At 36.8% G+C, this 23,583-nt stretch carries 19 protein-coding genes; 15 read left to right on the forward strand and 4 right to left on the reverse strand.

Translation table 11 applies throughout. The annotated features are described in order from the left end of the window. The first annotated feature begins 195 nt into the window (after positions 1-195). From AC6I0I_RS02940 to pyk, 6 genes are all read left to right on the forward strand, one after another. The gene (locus tag AC6I0I_RS02940; protein ID WP_161831546.1) at positions 196-1,182 is read left to right on the forward strand and encodes a class I SAM-dependent methyltransferase; all 987 of its coding nucleotides are present in this window, start codon (positions 196-198) and stop codon (positions 1,180-1,182) included. A gap of 16 nt (positions 1,183-1,198) precedes the next feature. Beyond that, positions 1,199-2,386, forward strand: a complete 1,188-nt coding sequence (locus tag AC6I0I_RS02945; protein WP_161831547.1) for an acetate/propionate family kinase — start codon at positions 1,199-1,201, stop codon at positions 2,384-2,386. 106 nt (positions 2,387-2,492) lie between these two features. Further along, positions 2,493-3,449 carry a DHH family phosphoesterase gene (locus tag AC6I0I_RS02950; protein ID WP_161831548.1) on the forward strand — a complete coding sequence of 319 codons (957 nt, stop codon included), beginning with the start codon at positions 2,493-2,495 and terminating at the stop codon, positions 3,447-3,449. Between the two features lie 122 nt (positions 3,450-3,571). Further along, entirely contained in the window at positions 3,572-6,613 is a 3,042-nt protein-coding gene (dnaE, locus tag AC6I0I_RS02955; RefSeq protein ID WP_262953467.1) for a DNA polymerase III subunit alpha, read from the forward strand. A gap of 112 nt (positions 6,614-6,725) precedes the next feature. Next, entirely contained in the window at positions 6,726-7,685 is a 960-nt protein-coding gene (gene pfkA, locus AC6I0I_RS02960; RefSeq protein WP_161831550.1) for a 6-phosphofructokinase, read from the forward strand. Between the two features lie 64 nt (positions 7,686-7,749). Continuing rightward, entirely contained in the window at positions 7,750-9,183 is a 1,434-nt protein-coding gene (gene pyk, locus AC6I0I_RS02965) for a pyruvate kinase (protein ID WP_161831551.1), read from the forward strand. A gap of 107 nt (positions 9,184-9,290) precedes the next feature. Here pyk and AC6I0I_RS02970 read toward each other — a convergent pair whose 3' ends face one another. The 3 genes from AC6I0I_RS02970 to AC6I0I_RS02980 form a co-directional block, all read right to left on the reverse strand. Then, positions 9,291-9,758 (reverse strand): hypothetical protein, encoded by a 468-nt coding sequence (locus AC6I0I_RS02970; protein ID WP_161831552.1) that lies wholly within the window; start codon positions 9,756-9,758, stop codon positions 9,291-9,293. A gap of 134 nt (positions 9,759-9,892) precedes the next feature. Continuing rightward, a complete protein-coding gene (locus tag AC6I0I_RS02975) occupies positions 9,893-10,927 on the reverse strand; it encodes an FAD:protein FMN transferase (protein WP_161831553.1) in 1,035 nt (344 codons plus the stop codon). Between the two features lie 369 nt (positions 10,928-11,296). Next, the gene (locus AC6I0I_RS02980) at positions 11,297-12,142 is read right to left on the reverse strand and encodes an FMN-binding protein (protein WP_161831554.1); all 846 of its coding nucleotides are present in this window, start codon (positions 12,140-12,142) and stop codon (positions 11,297-11,299) included. 349 nt (positions 12,143-12,491) lie between these two features. Here AC6I0I_RS02980 and AC6I0I_RS02985 point away from each other — a divergent pair, with 349 nt between their 5' ends. From AC6I0I_RS02985 to aspT, 9 genes are all read left to right on the forward strand, one after another. After that, positions 12,492-14,477 (forward strand): NAD(P)/FAD-dependent oxidoreductase, encoded by a 1,986-nt coding sequence (locus AC6I0I_RS02985; protein ID WP_161831555.1) that lies wholly within the window; start codon positions 12,492-12,494, stop codon positions 14,475-14,477. Between the two features lie 119 nt (positions 14,478-14,596). After that, positions 14,597-15,562 (forward strand): polyprenyl synthetase family protein, encoded by a 966-nt coding sequence (locus AC6I0I_RS02990; RefSeq protein ID WP_161831556.1) that lies wholly within the window; start codon positions 14,597-14,599, stop codon positions 15,560-15,562. Between the two features lie 248 nt (positions 15,563-15,810). Next, positions 15,811-16,320 carry a PTS sugar transporter subunit IIA gene (locus AC6I0I_RS02995; protein ID WP_161831557.1) on the forward strand — a complete coding sequence of 170 codons (510 nt, stop codon included), beginning with the start codon at positions 15,811-15,813 and terminating at the stop codon, positions 16,318-16,320. Positions 16,321-16,407: 87 nt separating this feature from the next. Continuing rightward, positions 16,408-16,671, forward strand: a complete 264-nt coding sequence (locus AC6I0I_RS03000) for a phosphocarrier protein HPr (RefSeq protein ID WP_161831558.1) — start codon at positions 16,408-16,410, stop codon at positions 16,669-16,671. Between the two features lie 178 nt (positions 16,672-16,849). Beyond that, positions 16,850-18,559: a phosphoenolpyruvate--protein phosphotransferase gene (ptsP, locus tag AC6I0I_RS03005; protein ID WP_161831559.1), complete on the forward strand. Its 1,710-nt coding sequence runs from the start codon at positions 16,850-16,852 to the stop codon at positions 18,557-18,559. Positions 18,560-18,670: 111 nt separating this feature from the next. Further along, a complete protein-coding gene (locus AC6I0I_RS03010; RefSeq protein WP_161831560.1) occupies positions 18,671-19,435 on the forward strand; it encodes a polysaccharide deacetylase family protein in 765 nt (254 codons plus the stop codon). A 140-nt stretch (positions 19,436-19,575) separates the two neighbouring features. Next, on the forward strand, positions 19,576-20,436 hold the full coding sequence (locus AC6I0I_RS03015) for a polysaccharide deacetylase family protein (protein WP_262950824.1): 861 nt from the start codon (positions 19,576-19,578) through the stop codon (positions 20,434-20,436). 15 nt (positions 20,437-20,451) lie between these two features. After that, entirely contained in the window at positions 20,452-21,135 is a 684-nt protein-coding gene (locus AC6I0I_RS03020; protein WP_161831562.1) for a hypothetical protein, read from the forward strand. 271 nt (positions 21,136-21,406) lie between these two features. Next, positions 21,407-23,089 (forward strand): aspartate-alanine antiporter, encoded by a 1,683-nt coding sequence (gene aspT / locus AC6I0I_RS03025; RefSeq protein ID WP_161831563.1) that lies wholly within the window; start codon positions 21,407-21,409, stop codon positions 23,087-23,089. 40 nt (positions 23,090-23,129) lie between these two features. Here aspT and AC6I0I_RS03030 read toward each other — a convergent pair whose 3' ends face one another. Continuing rightward, positions 23,130-23,519 (reverse strand): hypothetical protein, encoded by a 390-nt coding sequence (locus AC6I0I_RS03030; RefSeq protein WP_161831564.1) that lies wholly within the window; start codon positions 23,517-23,519, stop codon positions 23,130-23,132. Positions 23,520-23,583: the final 64 nt, after the last annotated feature.

Here is a 23,583-nt window from a genome sequence, read left to right on the forward strand (position 1 = left end):
AGTTAAGGAGGGGTTACTTATGAAATTTTTGGTAAGATAGACGTGGAACAGGAGAGCTTATAAATTGGATTTATGTGTCATGTAGAAAGCGTTATCTCTTTTACTTAAACGTTATAACATTTTTTGGCTAAAGCCGTGACAACGGTTTAAAGTTGTAGTAAAATCAATTTGTATATCATGAAGAGGTGATTTTTAGTGCTTAGACCCGAAGTAATTGAACAACTATTTGATCTCGTAGATGAAACCTCGATGATCATTAGCTCAGAGTTAAAGATGAATTATTTACATGCGATGTGTGAAAGTTGTCAAAATATCATGTCACAAGAGATTAATTTATCTCTTAATGAAGAGTCGAAAGAGATTTTAAAATCGCATTATGCGAAGTTAGAGGGGTTAGAGTTTACGCAAGAGGAAATTAGAAAGGCATTACAGTTGGCAATTTTAAAGGGGCTTAAGTCCGAAAGAGTCACAAATGCGGTGATGACACCAGACTCTATTGCAATGATACTGGGCTATTTAATTTCTAAGTTTATGGGGGATATTAAACAGGCCTATATGGGGGACTTGACAGTCGGTACGGCGAATTTGCTGACAGCTGTTTTAAATCATTTGGGGGCAGAGCCTCAGATGGTTTATGGAGTTGATGTAGATAGTGATTTATTAAAGATTGCGTGTACACTTTCTGATATGCAGGAATACGAGGTTCAGTTTTATCAGCAAAGCTCGTTAAAACCATTATTGGTGAATCCATTGGATTTAATTATAGGTGATTTACCGGAGGGGCATCTCGCTAAGGAAGAGTTAGTTAATTTAGATTTAACGTTGAGTTCTCAAGGAGTGGATTATCTTCCTTATTTACTAATCGAGAATCATTTAAATTACTTAAAGCCTGGAGGATATGGTTTTTATGTGATTCCAAATGATTTGTTTAGTCAGTCACATTCGCAGGATTTTCACCAATTACTTAAGGAAAATGCGACAATTCAGGCTTTATTACAATTACCAATGTCGCTGTTTAAAAAAGACGAGGTTGGAAAGAGCCTATTTATTATTCAAAAACATGGGGAACATGTTCGCCCAGTTAACGAGGTACTTGTCGCGCAACTGCCAAGTTTTAATGATCCACACGCGTTCAATCAGACGTTAATTCGTATTGAAAATTGGATGAAAATGAATAAATAAGATGGAGGATACCTATATGACTAAAATTTTATCTGTTAATGCAGGAAGCTCATCATTGAAGTTTCAATTGTTAGAAATGCCAGCCCAAACTGTCATTACTAAAGGATTAGTTGAACGTATCGGATTTAATGATGGAGTATTTAATATTAAATTTGAAGATCAAAAAATTGAAAAAGTTTTACCTATTAAAGATCATAGTGTGGCAGTTCATTTATTATTAGAAGCTTTACTTGATTTAAAAATTGTTAAAAACTATGATGAAATTAGCGGAGTCGGTCATCGCGTTGTTCATGGGGGAGAAAAATTTGATCGATCAGTGGTCATTACGGATGAGGTGTTAGCTGAAATTGATGCTTTATCAGAATTAGCGCCACTTCATAACCCTGCTCATGTTTTAGGAATTAAAGCATTTATGAAAGAATTACCTCATGCTGTTCCTGTTGCTGTTTTCGACACAGCCTTCCATCAGACGATGGCAGAAGATGCTTATTTATATCCGGTAAAATATGATTGGTATAAAAAATATGGTGTGCGTAAATACGGATTCCATGGGACTTCACATCAATATGTTGCTAAACAATGCGCTAAATTAATGAATAAGCCGTTAGAAGAAACTAAAATGATTACGATTCATTTAGGGAATGGAGGATCTTTAACCGCTATTAAGGGGGGGCACTCAGTTGATACCTCAATGGGATTCACTCCTTTAGCGGGAATTATGATGGGAACACGCTCAGGGGATATTGACCCAGCTGTTTTACCTTTTGTAATGGCAAAAGAAAACTTAACGGTTGATCAAGCGGTTAATGCGTTAAATAAAGAGTCAGGTTTATACGGTGTTTCAGGAGAGTCATCGGATATGCGTGATATTTTGAAACTGGTTGCACAAAAAGATGAGCGTGCGATGACGGCCTTTAATTTATACGTTAAACGTATTTGTGATTATATTGGTGCTTACTACATTTACTTAGGTGGAGTCGACGCCTTAGTCTTTACAGCGGGAATCGGTGAAAATTCAACACCGGTTCGTAAGGCAATCGTTGATCGCTTAGGAGTTTTAGGTATTCAATTAGACGACGAAGCTAATCAGGTAATGGGAGAAGAGCAGCTTATTTCAACGCCGGATTCTCAGATTAAGGTGTTTGCGATTCCGACTAACGAGGAATTAATGATTGCTGAAGATACCTATGCATTTGTAAAATAAGGAAAATGAGATTCGGTGACGAATCTCATTTTTTAATAGGGTATAAAAAGTCCATCGTTGGATAGATTGTGTTATAATTTAGTCATGTTAAAATAGAGGTGAAATTATGTTAAAAGAAATTTGGAGCCATATTTTTGAATTTGATAAGATTATTATCCATCGTCATGTGAGCCCTGACCCAGACGCCCTAGGTTCACAGCTTGGTCTAGCTGAATTAATTCGTTGCAATTATAAAGATAAAGTAGTTAAAACAGTAGGGTTTAATGAACCTTCCCTTGCATGGATGGGGCAAATGGATGAAGTATGTGATGAGGATTATGAGGGGGCACTCGTATTGATTATGGATACTGCAAATTCTGCTCGAATTGATGATTCTCGCTATAAATTAGGAGCTAAGTTAATTAAATTGGATCACCATCCAGTTGTTGAAGAGTACGCCGATATTAACTATACAGATACAGCCGCCTCTTCTACTTCGGAAATCGTTGTTAATTTATATCAGGCCAATCGAGAAGCGTATCACTTGCAGTTATCACAAGAGGCTGCCTCATGCTTATATACGGGGATTATTGCGGATAGCGGTCGCTTTTTATACGATAATACAACGATAGATACATTAAGTGCGGCACAACTTCTATATTCTTGCGAGATTAATCGAAATAAAATTCACGAGAATTTATATCGCCGTTCATTAAATATTGTTCAGGCACAAGGATATGTTTTAAGTCAATTTGAGGTCAGTGAAGCGGGAGTTGCCTTCTTTAAAATGCCGCTAGATATCCAAAAGTCTTATCATTTAACAACGGGGACACGATCGGCGCTTGTTAATACGCTTGCTAATATTGAGGGAATCTTAGTTTGGGTATGTTTATTTGAAAATGAGGATGGACGAATTCGTGCAAATATTCGATCGAATGGACCTATTATTAATGAAGTCGCTGCTAAATTTGATGGTGGAGGACATCCTAAGGCATCTGGAGCAATGCTAAGTAAATGGGAAGATTGTCAGGGATTACTTGATGAATTAGGGGAAGTTTGCTTGAAATATAAATTAGAAGTTTAGCCTCTATGAGTGGTTATAAAAAAGAAAATTTAGGGAAGACTATAGACAATTGTCAGTAGTCTTCTTTTGTGTTAAGATAAAAAACGAACAAATGTTTTATTTTAGGAAAGGGTGAGGTTCGAATGGCATTTACGCATTTACAGGTGCGATCAGCCTATTCTTTGTTAAATAGCTCGATAACGATAAAAGACTATGTCCATCTTGCAACGAGACAGGGGTTGAAAACACTCGCTCTGACTGAAGACGGTAGCATGCGCAGTGCGATTAAGTTTTACCAGGAATGTCGAGTGAACAACATTAAACCATTAATTGGATTAACTGTTAAAGTAAAACTCGAAATGGGAACGGAGGAATGGACATTTCTTGCTAAAAATCAGACCGGTTATGAGGCGCTCCTGTCGTTAGCTTCTTTATACGCTTTGAACGACGAGGGGATAGAATTTGAAGAACTATTGCCTTATTCGAATCATTTAATCACGATTACGAATGGGGAAACAGGGGTATTTGTTTCTATGGTGATGGATCATCAATGGGAAAATCTTAATCAGTACTATCAACGCTATCTTAAACCGTTCAATCATCTTTATATCGGATTGTTACGTGTTAACCAAGAGACGTATGATTGTTCGTGCCGCTTAATCTCTTTCGCCAAGGAGAAGCAGCTAAAGATGGTTGCTGTTAATGATGTGCGTTATTTGAATCAAGAAGATGCTAAAACGTTAACTTTACTACGGGCTATTAAGGCGAATCAATCGGTGGAGCAAATGCAGATTAGTGATGTGGAGCGTTACTTTAAGACGGAGGAACAGATGCGTCAATTATTCGTCGATCACGAAGAGGCGATTGATCATACAGACGAGATTGCTAACGCATGTGAGGTTGAAATATTGCTCCATCAGTCCTTATTGCCAACGTTTAAAACACCCGAGGGAACGACAGCAGCCACTTATTTAGAGGCGCTATGCTATAAAGGGTTGCTTAAACGATACGGAACATCGGTGTCAGAAATTCATAAAAATCGATTGAGGTATGAGTTAGAAACCATTAGAAAGATGGGATTTTGCGACTACTTTTTAATTGTTTGGGATTTTATTAGGTATGCCAAGATGAATCAAATCTTGGTTGGGCCCGGAAGGGGATCAGCTGCGGGGTCGCTTGTTTCCTATGTTTTGGGAATTACAAATGTTGATCCGATTAAATATAAGTTGTTGTTCGAAAGGTTTTTAAACCCTGAACGTATTACGATGCCCGATATTGATATTGATTTTCAAGATAATCGGCGTGATGAAGTTATTCAATATGTTCAACAAAAGTACGGAGCAAGATGCGTGGTTCAAATTGCAACGTTTGGAACGTTTCAGTCACGGTCGGCGTGGCGTGATTTGGCCCGCATCCATGATGTACAAACTGAATTGATTAACAAGGTAGCTACCTACATTTCCTCGGGGCAGACGCTTAGGGAAACGTATGAGCAAAGTCAACCGTTAAAGGAATTTTTCTTAAAATACCCTAAACTTGAAATGATTTATCAAGAGGCGATGAAAATCGAGGGATTACCTCGCCATACTTCAATTCATGCTGCGGGAGTCATTATCCATGATCAGGATTTAACTAGACACACCGCTATCATGGAGGGACCAACAGGAATTTACGTTTCTCAATACGAGGCTGAGGATTTAGAGGCGATTGGACTACTTAAAATGGACTTTTTAGGGTTGAAGAATCTTAATATGTTGCAGCAGATGATGACGCTTATTAGAAAGGAATCTGATTTTCAGTTTGACTTAGCCTCATTGGATTTAAATGATTCACAAACGTATAAAATGATTACACTTGGTCAGACAACCGGAATTTTTCAATTAGAGTCAGAGGGGATGCGTCAAGTTCTTAAAAAAGTACGTCCTAATTGCTTAGAGGATATTATCGCTTGTAATGCCTTATTCAGACCGGGTCCGATGGAGAATATTCCTCTGTTTGCGGCGAGAAAGCACAAAGAGGCAAGGATTGAGTATTTAGATCCTATCCTGGAAGAAATTTTACGGGATACGTATGGAATTATTGTATATCAAGAACAAATTATGCAAATCGCCCACGTCGTTTCAGGGTATACATTAGGAGAGGCTGATGTATTGCGTCGTGCGGTTTCTAAAAAAAATAAAGAGATTTTAGAAAAAGAGGAGAGACAATTTATTTTAAGGGCCACTCAAAGGGGACACTCACCTGAAATGGCTAAGAAGTTATATTCACTTATTCTAAAATTTGCAAATTATGGCTTTAACCGTAGCCATGCAGTTGCCTATAGTTTAATCGCTTATCAAATGGCGTACTTAAAGGCACATTATCCTGCTTACTTTATGAGCGTCGCTTTAACAAATGTGATTGGAAGTGAGCACCACACCGCGATTTATATTCGTGAAGCCAAGCAATTAGATTTAACTATTTTGCCCCCGTCAGTAAATAGAAGTGGACTCACGTATCAAATTGAAAATAAATGTATTAGATTTAGCCTCCTTCCAATCAAACACATCGGATTAAATTTAGCCAAACAACTCGTCTCTATTCGTGAAAATGGCGCGTTTAAATCAGTGTATGATTTTGTGGTTAGAACGCGAACTTTTATGAATCAAAGGGCATATGAAAGTTTAATTGACGCGGGGGCATTAGATGAGTTTGGATACAATCGCGCGACGCTTCATCACAATTTAACGGCAATTCTCGATTTTTCTAAATATGACGGTGGGTTATTTGAACCCGATTTTCAAATGCAAATTATTTCGAAAGATTTTAGTAAAATTGACCTTATGAAACGTGAAAAGGAGTTACTTGGATTTTACTTGAACTCTCACCCTATTCATTTATTGCAAAAGGTTGCCAAAGAAAACGGGTGGTATTATCCAAGCGAAATCTCTTCGATAAGAAAGACTCAGGCTACTTTTGTTGGATTTGTTGAAAAGTTTCGAGAGATTAGGGATCGTCATGGAAAATTGATGGCCTTTATGGAAATAACAGATGAAAATACCTCATTAACGGTGACAATTTTTTCGGATGTTTACGTGAGTGAATATAAGAGACTTTTAGGAAAAGTTATCGCTGTACAGGGACGAATTAGTGAACGAAATAATGAAAAAAATCTTAACTTTATTAAAATAATAACGATTTCATAATTAAAAGAGATGGGAAAAAGATTTATAATTTGTGAAATAACTGGTATAATATTTGAGGAATAATCTTCATTGAATGGATGATGAACAAAATTCTAGTGTGAGGTGAAACACTATGGTAAAAAGAATTGGTGTGCTTACTAGTGGTGGAGATGCACCAGGTATGAATGCAGCCATTCGCGCCGTTGTAAGAGCAGGTATTGCTAACAATATTGAAGTGTTCGGTATTTACAATGGATATGCTGGATTAGTTAAGGGTGATATTAAACAATTAACGAATAGTGATGTTGGTGGCATCATTAATCGTGGTGGAACATTCTTAGGTTCAGCACGTCTTCCTGAGTTCAAAAACATTGAAGTTCGTGAACTTGGTGTAGAGCAATTGAAAAAACACGGAATTGAAGCATTAGTTGTTATCGGTGGCGACGGTTCTTATATGGGAGCTAAAAAATTAACTGAGATGGGAATTAATTGTATTGCCTTACCAGGAACAATTGATAATGACATCGTAAGTAGTGATTTCACAATCGGATTCGATACGGCATTAAATACAGTTGTTGACGCAATTGACCGTTTACGTGATACGTCAGCATCTCATGCCCGTTGTAGCGTTGTTGAAATTATGGGACGTCACTGCGGTGACTTAACTGTTTGGGGAGCCATTGCTAGTGGTGCCGAAGAGTTAATCGTGCCTGAAAAAGGAATTAACATGGACGAAATCGTTGCTCAAATTGAGGAAGGAAAAAAACGTCAAAAGAAACATTATATTGTCACTTTAGCTGAATTAATGACAGATGCTCACCAATTAGCTAAAGAAATCGAAAAACGTACGGGTGTTGAAACTCGCGCAACTGTTCTTGGACATACTCAACGTGGTGGTGCTCCAACGGCAGCGGATCGTGTTTTAGCAAGCCGAATGGGAGCTTACGCTGTTGATTTATTAATCGAAGGTCAAGGTGGTCGTTGTGTTGGTATTCGCGATAACAAATTAGCGCACTACGATATTTTAGAAGCACTTGACTTACCACGCGTTTTTGATGAAACAATGTATTGTCTAGCAAAACAATTATCATAATAAAATGAAATAATAATTGTTGTAATATTATTAAATTTATTTCTACGAAGGAGCGTACTAGGATATGAAACATACTTTCAAAAATACGAAAATGATTTGTACTATTGGTCCTAAATCAGAATCAAAAGAAATGTTATCAAAATTAGTAGATGCAGGAATGAACTGTGTTCGTTGTAACTTCTCACACGGTGATCATGCAGAGCAAAAAGCTCGTATGGACTTAATCCGTGAAATCAATAAAGAAAAAGGAACTCATGTTGCTGTATTATTAGATACTAAAGGTCCTGAAATCCGTACTCATTTATTTGAAAACGGTGGGGTAGATTTAGTAGCTGGACAAACTGTACGCGTTGCTATGAACGAAGTATTAGGAACAGCTGAAAAATTCTCAATTACTTACCCAGGTTTAATCAATGACGTTGAAGTTGGTGGAACAATCTTAGTTGATGACGGATATGTAACATTAACTGTTAATGAATTAGATACAGCTAACCAAGAAATCGTATGTACAGTTCAAAACCCTGCATACATTAAAGACCGTCGCGGAATCAACGTACCAGGTGCTAAATTAAACATGCCATTCATTTCTGAAAAAGATCATGCTGACCTTGTTTTCGGATGCGAAATGGAAGTTGATTATGTAGCTGCTTCATTCGTTCGTCGTGCTGAAGACGTATTAGCAATCCGTGAAATCTTCAAACAACACGGAAATACTCACACTCAAATCATCGCTAAAATCGAAAACCAAGAAGGTGTTGACAACATGGATTCAATCCTTGAAGTTGTTGACGGAATCATGGTTGCTCGTGGGGATTTAGGGGTAGAAGTACCTGCTGAAGACGTTCCATTAATCCAAAAAGAAATCATTGCTAAATGTAATGCTGCAGGAAAAATTGTTGTTACTGCAACTCAAATGTTAGAATCAATGCAAAAAAATCCACGTCCTACACGTGCCGAAGTATCAGACGTTGCTAATGCTATTTTCGACGGATCAGATGCAATCATGTTATCAGGAGAATCAGCTGCAGGGCAATATCCATTAGAAGCTGTTGAAACAATGGCTCGTATCGCTCGTCGTACTGAACAAGCTTTAGATCACCAAGAACTTATCGCTCGTGCAATTGCTTCATCTACACGTAACGTAGCTTCAGCTATGGGATTAGCAGTTGCTGATACTGTAGAAGATTTAGGTGCTAAAGCGGTTATCGCTTGTACACAATCAGGAGCTACTGCTCGTGCAATCTCTAAATATCGTCCATCTGCACCAGTTGTTGCTGCAACTTCATGTGAAAAAACAGCTGCTTCTTTAGCATTATACTGGGGAGTTCAACCAGTTGTTGTTGCTGAAACATCAAATACAGATGAATTATTAGAAACAGCAGCTAAAGTTGCAGAAGATTTCGCTGGATTAGAAGCAGGTGAAATCGCAGTTGTAACTGCAGGGTTACCAGCTGGTGAAGGAAATACTAACTTAATGAAAATTCATGAAGTAAAATAATTAAGTTAATTTCATAAAAAAAGGAGGCTTTTCCCTCCTTTTTTTTTACGCTCTTATTTAGTAAAAAAAGAACGACTAAAAAAGTCGTTCTTTTTATTTATGATTCATTAGCACATTGGAGTTTTAGGTCCACATGGATTTTGTTGTTGCATTGCAAGAGAACACCAGTCTTCGTTACGAAGTCCGTGATCGTATTGATGAGCTTCAGTTGCTTCTTGTTTACAGATAACATAATCATGGTGATTATGATGATGGTGAACATTACGGACAACTACAGGGACAATATGTTCTACTCTGTGATGATGATGAACTTCAGGAGTACAGCAAACAGTTGGTTCAACTACACGACAGCAACTTTCAAATTGCACAGGTCCGCACATAGGGGCAGGCATTGGAGCTGGTACTGGTTGTGGCATTACTGGACAGCAAACTGGTTGTGCAGGTTGTGCAACAACAGTTGTTTCACACGCTTCTGCAACAGAAGTTGCCTCCATTTTTACAGGTACTGGTTGTGGTATTACTGGCATCCCACACATAGGAGCTTTATAACCACCGCATCTATTATATCCATTCATTAAAAAAACTTCCTTTCCATCTTGTAATTCAATTACAATATAGTATATTTTTTGAATGGAAAAATGAGATGGCAGACGCCCAAATTAATGGGATTTTATTACAAAATAAAAATCTCCTTAGGAGATTTTTATGATTAGTTCATTAGCGTGAAGTTTTCATCGGTTAGTTCGAAATAATTGAGAAATCCAGAAGAAGGATAAATTTTATAATCATCGGTAATGTAAAGCGCCTCAACATTATCAAGTGATTCGATTAACGCTAGTCCAGATTCGACTCCAAGTGCAAAGGCGCTTGTTGATAAAGCATCGGCCATCATAGAGTCATTCGCGATAATCGTAACGGAAACAATATTGTTTGAGACGGGATAGCCTGTTTGTGGATCTAGGATATGGTGATAAATTATTCCGTCTTGTTCGAAGTAACGTTCATATGTACCTGATGTGACCACCGCCTTATTTTTAACACTAGCGATTCCTAAATATTCTCCACGAGGTGAGAATGGATTTTGGATACCTATTTTCCATGGCATGTCGTTGATCTTATCTCCATAGGCATAGACATTTCCTCCAAGGTTAATAATGGCGTGCTTATTACCGTGGTCTTCTAAAACCTTTGTGGCAACGTCGGCGGCATAGCCCTTTGCAATTCCGCCTAAGTCAATCATCATGGCCGGATTAATGAGCTTTACCGTTAAATTTTCTTCATTTAATACAATATCTTTATAGTTAATCAGCTTTACTGCATTAGAAATTTCATCATTATTCGGAACGTGTGCATCGTCAAATCCGATCTCCCAAAGCTTTACTAACGGTCCTACGGTAATATCAAATTTTCCATTTGCAAGACTAGAGTAATTTAAACCAGCTTTGATCACATTAAACGTATCTTCTGAGACTTTAACTTCCTTTGATCCTGCGTATTTGTTAATTTCCATAACTTCGCTTGTCGTAGCATTGTTAATGGTCATTTCTTGCTCAATTTTTTCAATTTTCTCAAAAATTTCGGCGAATATTTCGTCTTTTGGATTATCGTATAGTGTAACTGTAACGACCGTTCCTAGTAAAAATTTATTTTGAGAAACGGGTTCAAACGACTGTTCTTTCTTTTGTTGGGTACATCCTGCGAGTAAGAGTAGGAAAACAAGTAAATAGTATTTAATAGACTTCATAAAAAGCTCCCTTCTTAATTTATTTATGTATGATTTAAACTAGCTGGTTATACGTATAAATCGAATGTTCAATCCTCCCTATCCGCGTATCCACCACTATAGAGGAGGCAATGTCTCCACCGCTAGTAGGGACAGTCCCTAGCTTCAGTAAAATGGTAAAATGAATGGATTGTTAAGGATAGGGGCAAAATTTATCGTTACTCTTAGATAGGATATCATATTCCATGAAGTGATGGCGATAAATTTTTTATATCTCTTTGGAAATCTCTCGTTAGAAAGGGTAAAAGTCGTATAATGTTCGAACTAGTGAATACGCCTTTAGAGATAGAAAAAAGGATAAGATTTCAAAAAATGAAATCTTATCCTTTTTTAATCCAATAAAGGGCCACCGGCCAATGCTTTTGTTGCAAGCTCAATAAACTGGTGTACTTCGATGGTTACACCTGAAATATCTGCTGTTTTATTTTCTTCATTGAAGGTAATTTGTGTTGGATCTTGTAATTGGATTAAATGTTGCTCAAGTAAGTTGGCCTGTTCATTCCATTGATCGACATAGGATTGTTCTTCCTCTGTTAGATTTAAATCACTTGGAATGGTTGTATCCCAGTGAGCAGCAATAATATATCCGTGATGAACCAAGAGGTTAATCGTGTGTTTAGTTTTGTTTTGTTCGTCATTAATTGTGGTAAAATAACGTCCATCCTGATAGGCACCTGTCTGAATGGGATCCGTTTTTAAGGCACGTTGCAATAATTCAATAAATGGAAGGGGATCAATGGTGAGTCCCTCAATCGGTTGAATCGTTTCCTTGGTTAAAGTTAGGATAGAATCTTGATTTTTAAGGAGATAATCTTCTAATAATTGAAGTTGTTCTTCCCATCCGTTATCTGTTTTGTTATCAGATTCAGATTCTTTTTGTTCGTTTTGACTGCGTTTATAATCGGTTGCTTCCTGATTCACGGCATTGAAAGTAATCTTTTTTATTTTTCCGTGAACGACTTCAACATCAACAATTTCTCTCCAATTAGAGGTATGCGTATCTACTTCGGCAAAATATTGACCATCTTTTAATTTATGTTGATTTTCATTTACAGGAATCACCTCTTCTACGGCGTCACCTGTCTTTTCTTCTTCTTGTGAAACTTCATTTGCATTACAAGCACTTAGTAAGCAAAGGATTGAGATCATAAAAATGGACGCTTTTTTGTATTTCATCAAACCCCTCCTCATACTTTAGATTAGTTGTACTTTTTGCTATTTTAACATACTTTGTATAGAAGTTACCATGAGTAAATATTTCTTATATTGTCGAATAGGTTAATCTGCCAAAGATGATATCGGTTACAAACGGTGTAAAAGGAGGCGAATTCGGTAAAGTGATGGAATTTAAAAAAGATTGAATATGTGAAAAAATATGATAAAATATTAATGAACTAAATGTAATGTTAGTGGTTTTATTGACGTTCCCACGCATTAAAAGTATATGATGATTAATGGTTGTGGGAAGGTTGCTTTTTTTATGTTTTAAGACATGAAAAAGTAGGGTTATTTGAGGAGGAGTTTCATGAAAAAAATAGTCGTTCTTGGTGGAGGATATGCAGGCGTTTTAACTGCAAAGAAATTAGCAAAAAAATTTAAAAAGAACAAAGATGTGCAGATTACGTTAATTGATAAGCAATCTTATCACACGATGTTAACTGAGCTACATGAAGTTGCTGCAGGTCGTGTTGATGAAGAATCAATTCGTATGGATTTAAAGCGTATTTTTGCTGGGCGTAACGTTGAAGTTGTATTAGATGAGATTAAAACAATTGACTTTGACCAAAAGGTATTAGTATCTGACCAACAGTCATACGAGTATGATTATTTAGTTATCGGGACGGGATGTAAGCCGACATTCTTTGGAATTCCTGGGGCTGAACATGCTCATCAACTTTGGTCATACACAGATGCTGTAAACTTAAGAGAGCACATTTTAAATATGTTCCGACAAGCGGCATTGACAGCAGACAAGCAAAAGCGCCGTGAGTTACTGACATTTGTAACAGTTGGAGCAGGATTTACGGGTGTTGAAATGGCTGGTGAATTAGGGGAATGGAAAGATGAGTTATGTCGTTCATTCCATATTGATCGTGATGAAGTCAGTCTTTACATTGTTGATTTTGCACCGAAAGTTTTACCGATGTACCCAGATAAGTTGATTAAAAAAGCGGAAAAGCGTTTAATTAAACTTGGAAATGAATTAGTGATGAATTCAGCGGTTAGTGAGATTCATGAAGATAAAGTGGTTTTAAATAAAGGTGAGAAAGTTATTCAAACGCATACCGTGATTTGGGCAGCAGGTATTGAGGGGTCTGATATTGTTGATCAGGCATCAGTTGAGAAGGCTGGTCGTGGACGCATTGTAACAAACGGGCACTTACAGGCGAAAGATTACGAAGATGTTTATGTTGTTGGAGATAATATTTTCTATATTCCAGAAGGTGAAGAACGCCCTGTCCCTCAGATGGTGGAAAACGCGGAGCATTCAGCACCAGTTGTTGCTCATAATATCGCAGTAGATATTAATGGTGGAACTCATAAAACATATAAACCAACGTTCCATGGTTCGATGGTTTGTATCGGATCACGTTATGGGGTGGCACAGGTTGGAATGCCAGGAATGTGGTTTAATTTATCTGGATTTTTTGCAATGGCATCAAAACATTTAATTAATATCATTTATTTTATTCAAGTATTAGGATTCAATAAGATTTGGTCTTATTTAATGCATGAATTTTTCCATACAAAAAATAATCGTTCGATGGTGGGAGGTTTGTTATCAAACTCAGCTCCAGTATTCTGGAAATTCCCGCTCCGTATTTTTATCGGTTTTATGTGGTTACAACAAGGATTAACTAAATTACCAAAAATTGTTCATGATTTTAACAATGTCTTTTTATTACCCGCACCTCCAAAGGCAGATACAATCGGTGGTGCATCAGAGGCTGTTAGTCAAGTTGTACCAGAAGTAGTAGAGACAGTAACAGCAGCATCAGGTGCAATTGCAGAAGGGGCCTCATCAGCGGCAGCAGCAGTTTCGCAAACGGTGAGTGACGTTGTTTCAAATAGTGGAGATATTTTTACGATGTTAGCAGATGCTATTCATGATTTTATGAATTGGATTACGGTATTACCTGTTCCAGGGTTTGTTGAAAATATGGTGAATTGGTCAATGGATGCCTTTTTCTATACACCTGATGGAACACAATTTACTCAATTAGCTAGTCTAGTACAAGGTGGAATGATTTGCGGTGAAATCATCTTCGGTGGAATGTTGATTATTGGTTTATTTACACCAGTTGCCGCTATTGCGACTATCGCTATGGGATGTATGATTTGGGCTTCTGGAATGGCACCAACCGAAATGCTTTGGTACCTTGTAGGTGGATTTGCTTTAATTGGTAACTCTGGAATGGTCTTAGGTTTAGATTATTATGTTTGGCCATGGATTAGAAAAATGTTACCAAAAATCCCATTATTGAAAAAATGGTATTTGTACGTCGATTAATTTAGAATAGATGAGATTAGGAAAACATAGTTAATACGGGGGTATTGACTATGTTTTTCTATTACTAAGTTTTAGGGGATTAATCCGGGGTAGTATTTCAGTAATGTAGGTGATAACATATGAATTCGTTTTGGCAAGATAATCCTAGGATGATGAATCATCTTTTTGAGGTAAATGGTGTAATTGAACAAAGTATGACGGTCAAGCAGGAAAAGATGAATGAAATATTACAAGATTTAGCTAAATCAGGAGGGAAAAGGGTTCGACCAGGTTTATGCTTGATTGGTGCCGGATTCGGGGCGAAATCTTTTAAATCTATTTACCCACTAGCAGCCGTTGTTGAGATGTTGCATTTAGCGACACTTGTTCACGATGACATTATCGATGATGCGACTCACCGTAGGGGATCGTTGACAACACAAAAAAAATATGGAAAAGACTATGCGGTTTATACGGGGGATTATATTTTTACAAAATGTTTTGAACTTTTAGCAAAAAACTATGAGCTCCACCATATGAGGGAATTGTCTCGGGCCGTTTCACGCGTGTGTGTGGGAGAAATTGAACAATTTGATGGTCGATTTAAGACGCATGACTCCGTAAAGAAATATTTAAAAATCGTAGGGGCAAAGACATCGGCTCTTTTAGCGACGAGTCTTGCTATAGGGGCCTATGAAGCTGGATGTGACGAAAAATTATGTCGGAAATTAGGAAAGATTGGATTACATCTAGGAAATGCATTTCAAATCATTGACGATATTTTAGATTATAAAGGTGATACTTCACGGGTTGGAAAGACATTGGGAAATGACCTCAAGCAGGGATACTATACCTTACCACTTATTTATGCGTTAAAGACAGACGATGCACATTTAAATGAACTTCTTTCAAAGGGGCATTATGATGATGCGGACGTTCAAAAAATTATTGAACGTGTAGATGAATTGGGCGGAATTGATCAGGCATTAGAGTTGGCCCAAAAATATACCAAAAAATCTTTAAAGGAGATTTCGGCACTTCCATCCTGCCAAGCAAGGGATGATTTAGAGTGGATTGTGAAAAAGTTATTAAAAAGAGATCATTAGGTTCGCTAATGGTCTTTTTTTGATTAGATTGGAAAAATATGAATGCGTTTTATAAAGTTAAATTTAGGACAACATACGACTAATAGACGTCATAAATTGAAGAATTTATACATAAATAAGAAAAAAATATTAAAATTATCGCCTATATCACCTCCTGTTAGCGCTTTTAATAAGAAAAATTAAAAATAAATCTATATTTGTGAAGAAAAAACGCTATAATAGATATGAAAGATATTAGGAGGTGCACCATGGGAATTTTTGACTCAATTAAAAATTTATTTAGTTCAAACTCAAAGACTGAAGAACCGAAAAAAGGAATTTGTGCTCCTATTACAGGGAAGCTATTATCAATTACAGAAGTACCAGATCCAGTATTCAGTCAAAAAATGATGGGTGATGGATTTGCTATCGAACCAACGGAAGGAAAAGTTTATTCACCTGTTTCAGGTAAAGTATTAAACGTTTTCCCAACAAAACATGCCGTAGCGTTAGAATCTAATGACGGACATGAAATCTTAATCCATTTTGGAATGGATACTGTTGCATTAAAAGGTGAAGGATTTACAGCTCACGTTGCTGAGGGAGATACAGTAACGCCTGATACATTATTATTATCAGTTGATCTTGATGCTGTTCGTCCTAAAGTGCCATCATTAGTAACACCAGTTGTTTTCACTAACTTAGGTGAAAAAGTCATTGACTTAAAGAAAACTGGACCTGTTACACATGGTGAAGTTAGCATTTTAGAAATCAAATAAATTTCATTGTTATAGAACTTGATTTTTTAAAAGTCGCACGTTACAATAACGTTGAAACTAATTTAATTAAAAGAGGAGCGATTATTGATGGAAAAAATCTTTACAATTACAGATGAAACTGGATTACATGCTCGTCCTGCTACAGTATTAGTAAATACAGCTAGCAAATACAGCGCAGAAATCTCATTAACATACCGTGACAAAAAAGTTAACTTAAAATCAATCATGGGTGTTATGTCTTTAGGAATCCAACAAGGAGCTGAAATTACAATTTCTGCTGAAGGTGCAGATGCTGAAGAGGCAATCACTGCATTAACAGAAACAATTACAACTCAAGGATTAGGTAAATAATTATCTAAAATAGAATAAAAAGTACTGGATAACCAGTACTTTTTATTTATCTCCTATCAGGTGAAAATGCGACATAATAACATATGTAACAGTTTACATAGAAAAGGCTATTGTGAAACTAATTTTATCTGATATAATAATTAAGTATATATCATTGAAAAATGAAAGGGGTAGCATTGTGAATATTAAAGGTATTGCAGCATCTAATGGTATTGCCATTGCGAAGGCATTTAAATTAATTGAACCAGAATTAACTGTGGTTAAATCTACAATTGCAGATGTAGAAGCAGAAATTAACTTATACAAAGAAGCATTAGTTAAAACGACTGAAGAGTTACAAAAAATTAAAGTTAAAGCAGCACAAAATTTAAGTGAGGAAGAGGCAGCTGTATTTGATGCACATATCAATATGGCGAACGATCCTGAATTATTAAGTCAAACGACGGATAAAATCAAAGCAGAAAGCGTAAACGCTTCTTATGCATTTGATGAAGTTTCAACAATGTTTATTACGATGTTTGAAAGCATGGATAATGAATATTTCCGTGAACGTGCAGCTGATATCAAAGATATCAAAAAACGTATTTTAGCACACTTATTAGGGGTTAAAGTTAACGATCCAAGTACAATCGATGAACAAGTTGTTATCATTGCGGAAGATTTAACGCCATCTGATACAGCTCAATTAGACCGTAACTTTGTAAAAGGATTTGCGACTAATATCGGAGGACGCACGTCTCACTCAGCGATTATGGCTCGCTCTTTAGAAATTCCGGCTGTAGTTGGAACGAAAACAATCTTAGAAGACGTTAAAGATGGAGATATGATTATCTTAGACGGATTAGAAGGAAACGTTATTATTAATCCATCTGCTGATCAAGTTTCTCATTATGAAGAAGTAGCGAAAGCATACGAAGCTCAAAAAGCTGAATGGGCGAAGTTAAAAAATGAGAAAACGGTTTCTAAAGATGGACAACACGTAGAGTTAGCAGCGAATATCGGAACACCAAACGATGTAGAAGGTGTTTTAGGTAACGGTGGAGAAGCTGTTGGATTATACCGTACAGAATTCTTATATATGGGACGTGACAACTTCCCAACTGAAGAAGAACAATTTGAAGCTTATAAAGCAGTATTAGAAGCGATGGGAGAAAAACCTGTTGTTGTTCGTACGTTAGATATCGGTGGAGATAAAGAATTACCTTACTTACACTTACCAAAAGAAATGAACCCATTCTTAGGTTACCGTGCGGTTCGTTTATGTTTAGATGATACAGATTTATTCCGTACACAATTACGTGCTTTATTACGTGCAAGTGCTTACGGTAAATTACGTATCATGTTCCCAATGATTGCAACATTAAATGAATTCCGTGCAGCTAAAGCTTTATTATTAGAAGAAAAAGCGAAATTAGTTTCAGAAGGTGTAACAGTTTCTGATGAGATTGAAGTGGGAATGATGGTTGAAATTCCATCTGCAGCTGTATTAGCTGATCAATTCGCAAAAGAAGTAGACTTCTTCTCAATCGGAACAAACGATTTAATTCAATACACAATGGCAGCTGACCGTATGAACGAAAAAGTATCATACTTATACCAACCATATAACCCAAGTATTTTACGCTTAGTAAAAATGGTTATTGATGCAGCGCATAAGGAAGGTAAATGGACTGGAATGTGCGGTGAAATGGCCGGAGATCAAACTGCTATTCCATTATTATTAGGATTAGGATTAGATGAGTTCTCAATGTCTGCAACTTCTATCTTACCTGCTCGTTCATTAATCAGTAAATTATCAAAAGCTGAAATGGCAGAATTAGCTGCTGAAGCGTTAAACAAATCAACAGTAGAAGAAGTTATCGAATTAGTTGAAAATATCCAAAAATAATTAATTAAGTGTGAAGATTTTCTCTTCACACTTTTTTTATTGGAATAAGGATATAATTTAAATAGAACTCGTCCATACTAAAAAAGAAGTTTAATGAAAAGAGTTGATATAATGAGAAAGCTATTGACTAATAATAAACTGCATCTTTTTTTGTTTTTCTCTTTCTTAAGTTGTTTATTATCGGTTTGTTGTCCTACCGTTAAATCGGCTACTGTTGAGGATCGCATTGACCATTTTATTTATCATGAACCTAAACCTGATAAAGTTGCATATTTAACATTTGATGATGGTCCGTCTAAGTATACAAAAGAAATATTAGATTTATTAGAAAGAGAACAGGTTCCTGCCGTATTTTTTGTCATCGGTGAAAGTATTAATAATATCCCTCATTCGGGGGAAATTTTGAATGAAATTTTAGATCATGGTCATTATATAGGATTACATAGTATGACTCACGATTTAGATAAATTATATAATTCACCAGATGCGGCTCATAACTTTGTTAATGAAATGTTAGAAGTAAGAGGAAAGGTTAAGGAATTAACCGGATTTGAAAGTAATCTTTGTCGCCCACCTTACGGAGGTAGAGGTCATTTTACGAAGGCACACTACCAGGCTATAAAAGATGCTGGACTTAACTGCGTGGATTGGAATGTTGACTCGTTAGACTGGGCTAAGTCAAGTTCGAGTGAAATTATGGATCAAGTCGTGAAAGATTTAGAGATGGCACATTACCCTGATGAAGTTGTTTTACTATTTCACGAAAAGAAATTAACTTTAGAAACTTTACCACAGGTCTTCAATTATTATAGAGAGTTAGGATATGTCTTTATGCCATATTGTGAGGGAGATGAATTTGATTGTGGACTCAACTAGATAACACTATTATGGAGATAAAAAAGGAAAGCTAAACGATGATAAATTGTTTATTTTTGAAAAATAAAGTAATTTATTGAAATCAGGCAGGGGAAAGAGTAGTATAGAGATAAAGAAATTGAATGAATGGAGGGAATGGAGTGGCAAGGCAAACGTATGAGTTGGGTAAGAACCGATTGAAAAGGGGACGGACGAATCCGAGGGGTTACATTACTATTATTTTAATAGGATTTATCATGTTGGTCGGAGGGTTATTCTTTAATCTTTTTTATCAGGTTCATCACTTAAGTATTCTGACGCAGAACAAAGGGGAGTTGACATTTGAGGATATACCGCCTATTGAGAGTTGGCATAACAAGGAAGCGAAGTTTGTTTATTTAACATTTGACGATGGACCGAGCAAGAACGCCGATAAAATATTGGATGTTCTTGATCAATATGACGTTAAAGGAACTTTTTTTGTGTTAGGTTCAGCGATTGAGGGCTATAGTAAATCAAATGAGGTTTTGAAGAGAATGGCAGATACCGGTCATTACATTGGAATGCATTCAATGTCCCATAATTATTCCTACTTATATGATAAAGAAAAAGGTGGGGAAAATTTCGTCGGGGAGCTATTAGAGGAACAGCAGCTTATTAAGGAAGTGACGGGCGGTTTTATGAGTCAACTGTGCCGTGCCCCATATGGGAGTGGTGGAACGTTTAATGCCGGTCATATCGAGGCGTTAAAGGAGGCAAAAATAAAATGTTGGGATTGGGATGTGGACTCACTAGACTGGGAGTCAGGAGCTACCGTCACAGGGATTATGAAAAATATTGAATATTGCATGAACCTTTGGAATTATCCTAAAAATACAATTGTTTTATTTCATGAAAAAGATATAACGGTAGAGGTGTTACCGAAAGTGATTGAGTATTATATGGAGCTAGGGTATGAATTTTTACCCTACAATCCAGATTATCATATCGTTAAAAATTTAGTAGGTAGCGATGAAATATAGGGGGAGAGTGATTGGATGAAGAAAGTTAGTTTATTTTGGATAGCCTTAGGGGGAATCGTTGCGATGGGAATCTACTTTGCAATGACCTATAAATTCCCTGAAATTGAGGTGTTACAATTTTATCAACGCATAGATGAAGAAATAATCTCTCTTGAAAAAAAATCCCCCCAAACGATAGAGGAGATATTAAATGAACTAAATAAGACAACGTCACAGATTATTGAAATTGGCCGTACATACGATGGAGAGGAAGATATGGATGAGTTATTTTCCACGTTTAATGCGCAGTACGCCGAATTAAAGGCATATAGAGATGACGTTATTGATGCGATGAATGAAAGGCTAGTTAAGGTGAAATTTAATCATATCAACTCCGTTTCATCAAAGTTATCTAAGCCCCTTTCGACGTTAGGAAAACAATTATCAGAAAATCAACAAAAGCGGATAGAAAGTTTAACGTTACTAAATGGAGAAATTGACGAGTTAATGAATAAGTTAGAATCACTTCAAGAAATGTTTTATCATTCTAAAGTCAGTGAGACGGTTCGATACTTTCAACAACTTAATCAATTGTTTTCACAATTAGCTACTACACATCATGAATATGTTCAAAATGTTGAAGCGTATTATAGCGTAAAGGCAGAATATTATGAAGCGATTGCTAATAAAGGAGTTTTTGATTACATCTTTAAAAAATAGAGCTAAAAAGGTTACCCTGTTTATACGGGGTAACCTTTTTAATGGGGATAAGGGTGAATTTTATAGCATGATGTAGAAATATAAAAGATAGGCTAGAAATTTGGATAAATATTCTTTAATTTTATGTTAATACCATTTATAATAAAAATGAATGTCTAGAAGGTTACTTGGTTCATCGCAAAGAGGTTCTTAAAAATAACGAAATCGTATTTTTGAATTTAATCTGCTATAGGAATTGTAATCTTAAAAAATGTGTGATGGGGTGACTAATATGTTATGGTTAATCGAGGTATTGAGGACATATCCGGAATTAACACTGTTTTTAACGTTAGCTTTTGGCTATCAGGTTGGAAAAATTCGTTTTGGTTCATTTAAAGTTGGAACGGTTCCAGGAGTTTTAATGACTGGTGTATTAGTAGGTCAATTGGGGATTACGGTAGATAATACGGTCAAGTCTATTTTCTTCTTACTGTTTTTATTTGCGCTAGGTTATAATGCGGGCCCACAGTTTTTTAAAAGCTTAAAGAAGGAAGGATTTTCTCAAGTTCTTTTCGCCTGCATGGTTTGCCTTTTTGGATTTATCTTTACGATTACGATTGGAAAGTTAATGAATTTTAATGCTGGACAGGCCTCGGGACTCTTAGCAGGGGCGTTAACACAATCCTCGGTGATTGGTGTGGCTCAAGATGCCCTTTCAAGATTAGATGTTTCTAATCAAAAAATGATGATGGATTTTGTTCCTGTAGGGTATGCTGTTACTTATATTTTTGGAACCATCGGATGTACGTTTATTCTCACGACATTTGGTCCTAAAATTTTAAAAATTGATTTGGAGAAGGCGTGTTTAGAGCTTGACCAACAAGCTAAAATGGAAGAGAAGTCAGTAGGCGATGGCGTGCAAACGGGTGAGGTATCTTATCGTCTTTATGAAGTCGACGAAAAATGGGTTGGAAAGACTGTCGCTGATCTTGAATGGCCATTGGATGACGAAATTGATGTCAGTTTGTATGTCATGAACCCAAAACGTCATCACTCGTTTATTTTTCCGGCTAAAGAGATGGTTTTAGCAGCAAATGATTGCTTGGCGATTGCCTTTAAAGGGAAGGATGCCGCACAGGTTGAATGGAGAGGCTTAGGAAAAGAAATTTTTGATCATCGCTTAGAAGAGCTGAAATCTGACACTGTAGAGGTTTATATAGGTCAATCAGATTCATGTGGAAAAACGATGAAGGAAATTCAAAAAGAGGCCTTGCAGAAGGGTGTATTAGTCTCAAAACTTAAACGCCACGGGGAGTTCATTCATTACCATCAAGGAACAGTTGTTGGTAAACAGGATGTCCTCTGCTTAGAAGGGCCGACGAGTTGTGTAGAATCAGTTCTTCCGTTTGTTGGGAAAAAAGTTGTAAAGACAGATGAAACCGATGTAACTTTTATGGGACTTGGGATTGTTTTAGGTGGTCTGATTGGAATACCGGCGTTAATGATTGGTAAGATTGGGATTACGCTTTCAACAAGTGGTGGTGTATTAATCATGGGGTTACTTTGTGGTTATCTTCATTCACGGAAGCCGACGATGGGACAAATTCCACCGGCTGCCACATGGTTTTTAAGCAACGTAGGATTGGCTGTTTTCGTCGCGGTTGTTGGAATTAACTCTGGACCAGGATTTATTGAAGGGTTACAAAGTTCGGGATTGATTTTCTTTTTAGCGGGACTTATTGTGACAGCTGTATCCTCATTATTTGGTATTTTATTAGGAAAATATGTGTTTAAATTTTCTCCACCCGTCATTTTAGGGGCGACGGCAGGTGCCTTAACGACTACGGCAGCATTAGGGGGATTATGTGAAAAGGCCAATAGTAATGCCCCCGTATTAGGTTATACGATTCCTTATGCAATCGGAAATATTTTGTTAACTGTTTGGGGATCTTTAATTATCATGTTTTTCTCTTAGGAGGAAAACAAAAAAACAGCTCTTAATTGAGCTGTTTTTTTTATGATAAATAGTATTTATTACTTTCTAGTATCGTCGTTTCACTTGGCATCACGGGATTGTAAGGTCCATAGTATCCATTTTGCGCTTGTTGTTGCTGTTGTTGGTAGGCAGGATAGACAACGGGTTGTTGATAATAAACCGGTTGTTGGTAGTAAACTGGTTGGTACGCAGGATAAGAATATCCACCGCCTCCACAACAAGGGCGTCCTCCCCATCCGTTAAATAGTAATCCGCCTAACGCTAACCCTCCAACAAAAGGTAAGAATCCCCATCGCTCATCCTGTCCTACTTCAGGCATCATTGAGAGATTAGGGACTTGTTGAGTAAGTGGTGCTGTTGATCGATAAGGGACTTGGACTGGAACCCCGTTATGATAATTTACTGGCATCAATTTAAACTCCTCCTTTATCTTGCAGTCCTACGTTATCATATGCAACGAAAGAGTTGTTTGC

The organism is Turicibacter sp. St.80E1 (genome assembly GCF_059728495.1).

Bases quoted from the DNA above. Each gene is read 5' to 3' on its own strand.
- pyk (WP_161831551.1), top strand. From the start codon at position 7,750: ATGAAACATACTTTCAAAAATACGAAAATGATTTGTACTATTGGTCCT.
- AC6I0I_RS02975 (WP_161831553.1), bottom strand. From the start codon at position 10,927: ATGAAGTCTATTAAATACTATTTACTTGTTTTCCTACTCTTACTCGCA.
- AC6I0I_RS02995 (WP_161831557.1), top strand. From the start codon at position 15,811: ATGGGAATTTTTGACTCAATTAAAAATTTATTTAGTTCAAACTCAAAG.
- AC6I0I_RS02945 (WP_161831547.1), top strand. From the start codon at position 1,199: ATGACTAAAATTTTATCTGTTAATGCAGGAAGCTCATCATTGAAGTTT.
- AC6I0I_RS03000 (WP_161831558.1), top strand. From the start codon at position 16,408: ATGGAAAAAATCTTTACAATTACAGATGAAACTGGATTACATGCTCGT.
- AC6I0I_RS03010 (WP_161831560.1), top strand. From the start codon at position 18,671: ATGAGAAAGCTATTGACTAATAATAAACTGCATCTTTTTTTGTTTTTC.
- AC6I0I_RS02980 (WP_161831554.1), bottom strand. From the start codon at position 12,142: ATGAAATACAAAAAAGCGTCCATTTTTATGATCTCAATCCTTTGCTTA.
- aspT (WP_161831563.1), top strand. From the start codon at position 21,407: ATGTTATGGTTAATCGAGGTATTGAGGACATATCCGGAATTAACACTG.
- AC6I0I_RS02950 (WP_161831548.1), top strand. From the start codon at position 2,493: ATGTTAAAAGAAATTTGGAGCCATATTTTTGAATTTGATAAGATTATT.
- dnaE (WP_262953467.1), top strand. From the start codon at position 3,572: ATGGCATTTACGCATTTACAGGTGCGATCAGCCTATTCTTTGTTAAAT.
- AC6I0I_RS02970 (WP_161831552.1), bottom strand. From the start codon at position 9,758: ATGAATGGATATAATAGATGCGGTGGTTATAAAGCTCCTATGTGTGGG.
- AC6I0I_RS02985 (WP_161831555.1), top strand. From the start codon at position 12,492: ATGAAAAAAATAGTCGTTCTTGGTGGAGGATATGCAGGCGTTTTAACT.
- AC6I0I_RS02990 (WP_161831556.1), top strand. From the start codon at position 14,597: ATGAATTCGTTTTGGCAAGATAATCCTAGGATGATGAATCATCTTTTT.
- AC6I0I_RS03020 (WP_161831562.1), top strand. From the start codon at position 20,452: ATGAAGAAAGTTAGTTTATTTTGGATAGCCTTAGGGGGAATCGTTGCG.
- AC6I0I_RS03030 (WP_161831564.1), bottom strand. From the start codon at position 23,519: ATGCCAGTAAATTATCATAACGGGGTTCCAGTCCAAGTCCCTTATCGA.
- pfkA (WP_161831550.1), top strand. From the start codon at position 6,726: ATGGTAAAAAGAATTGGTGTGCTTACTAGTGGTGGAGATGCACCAGGT.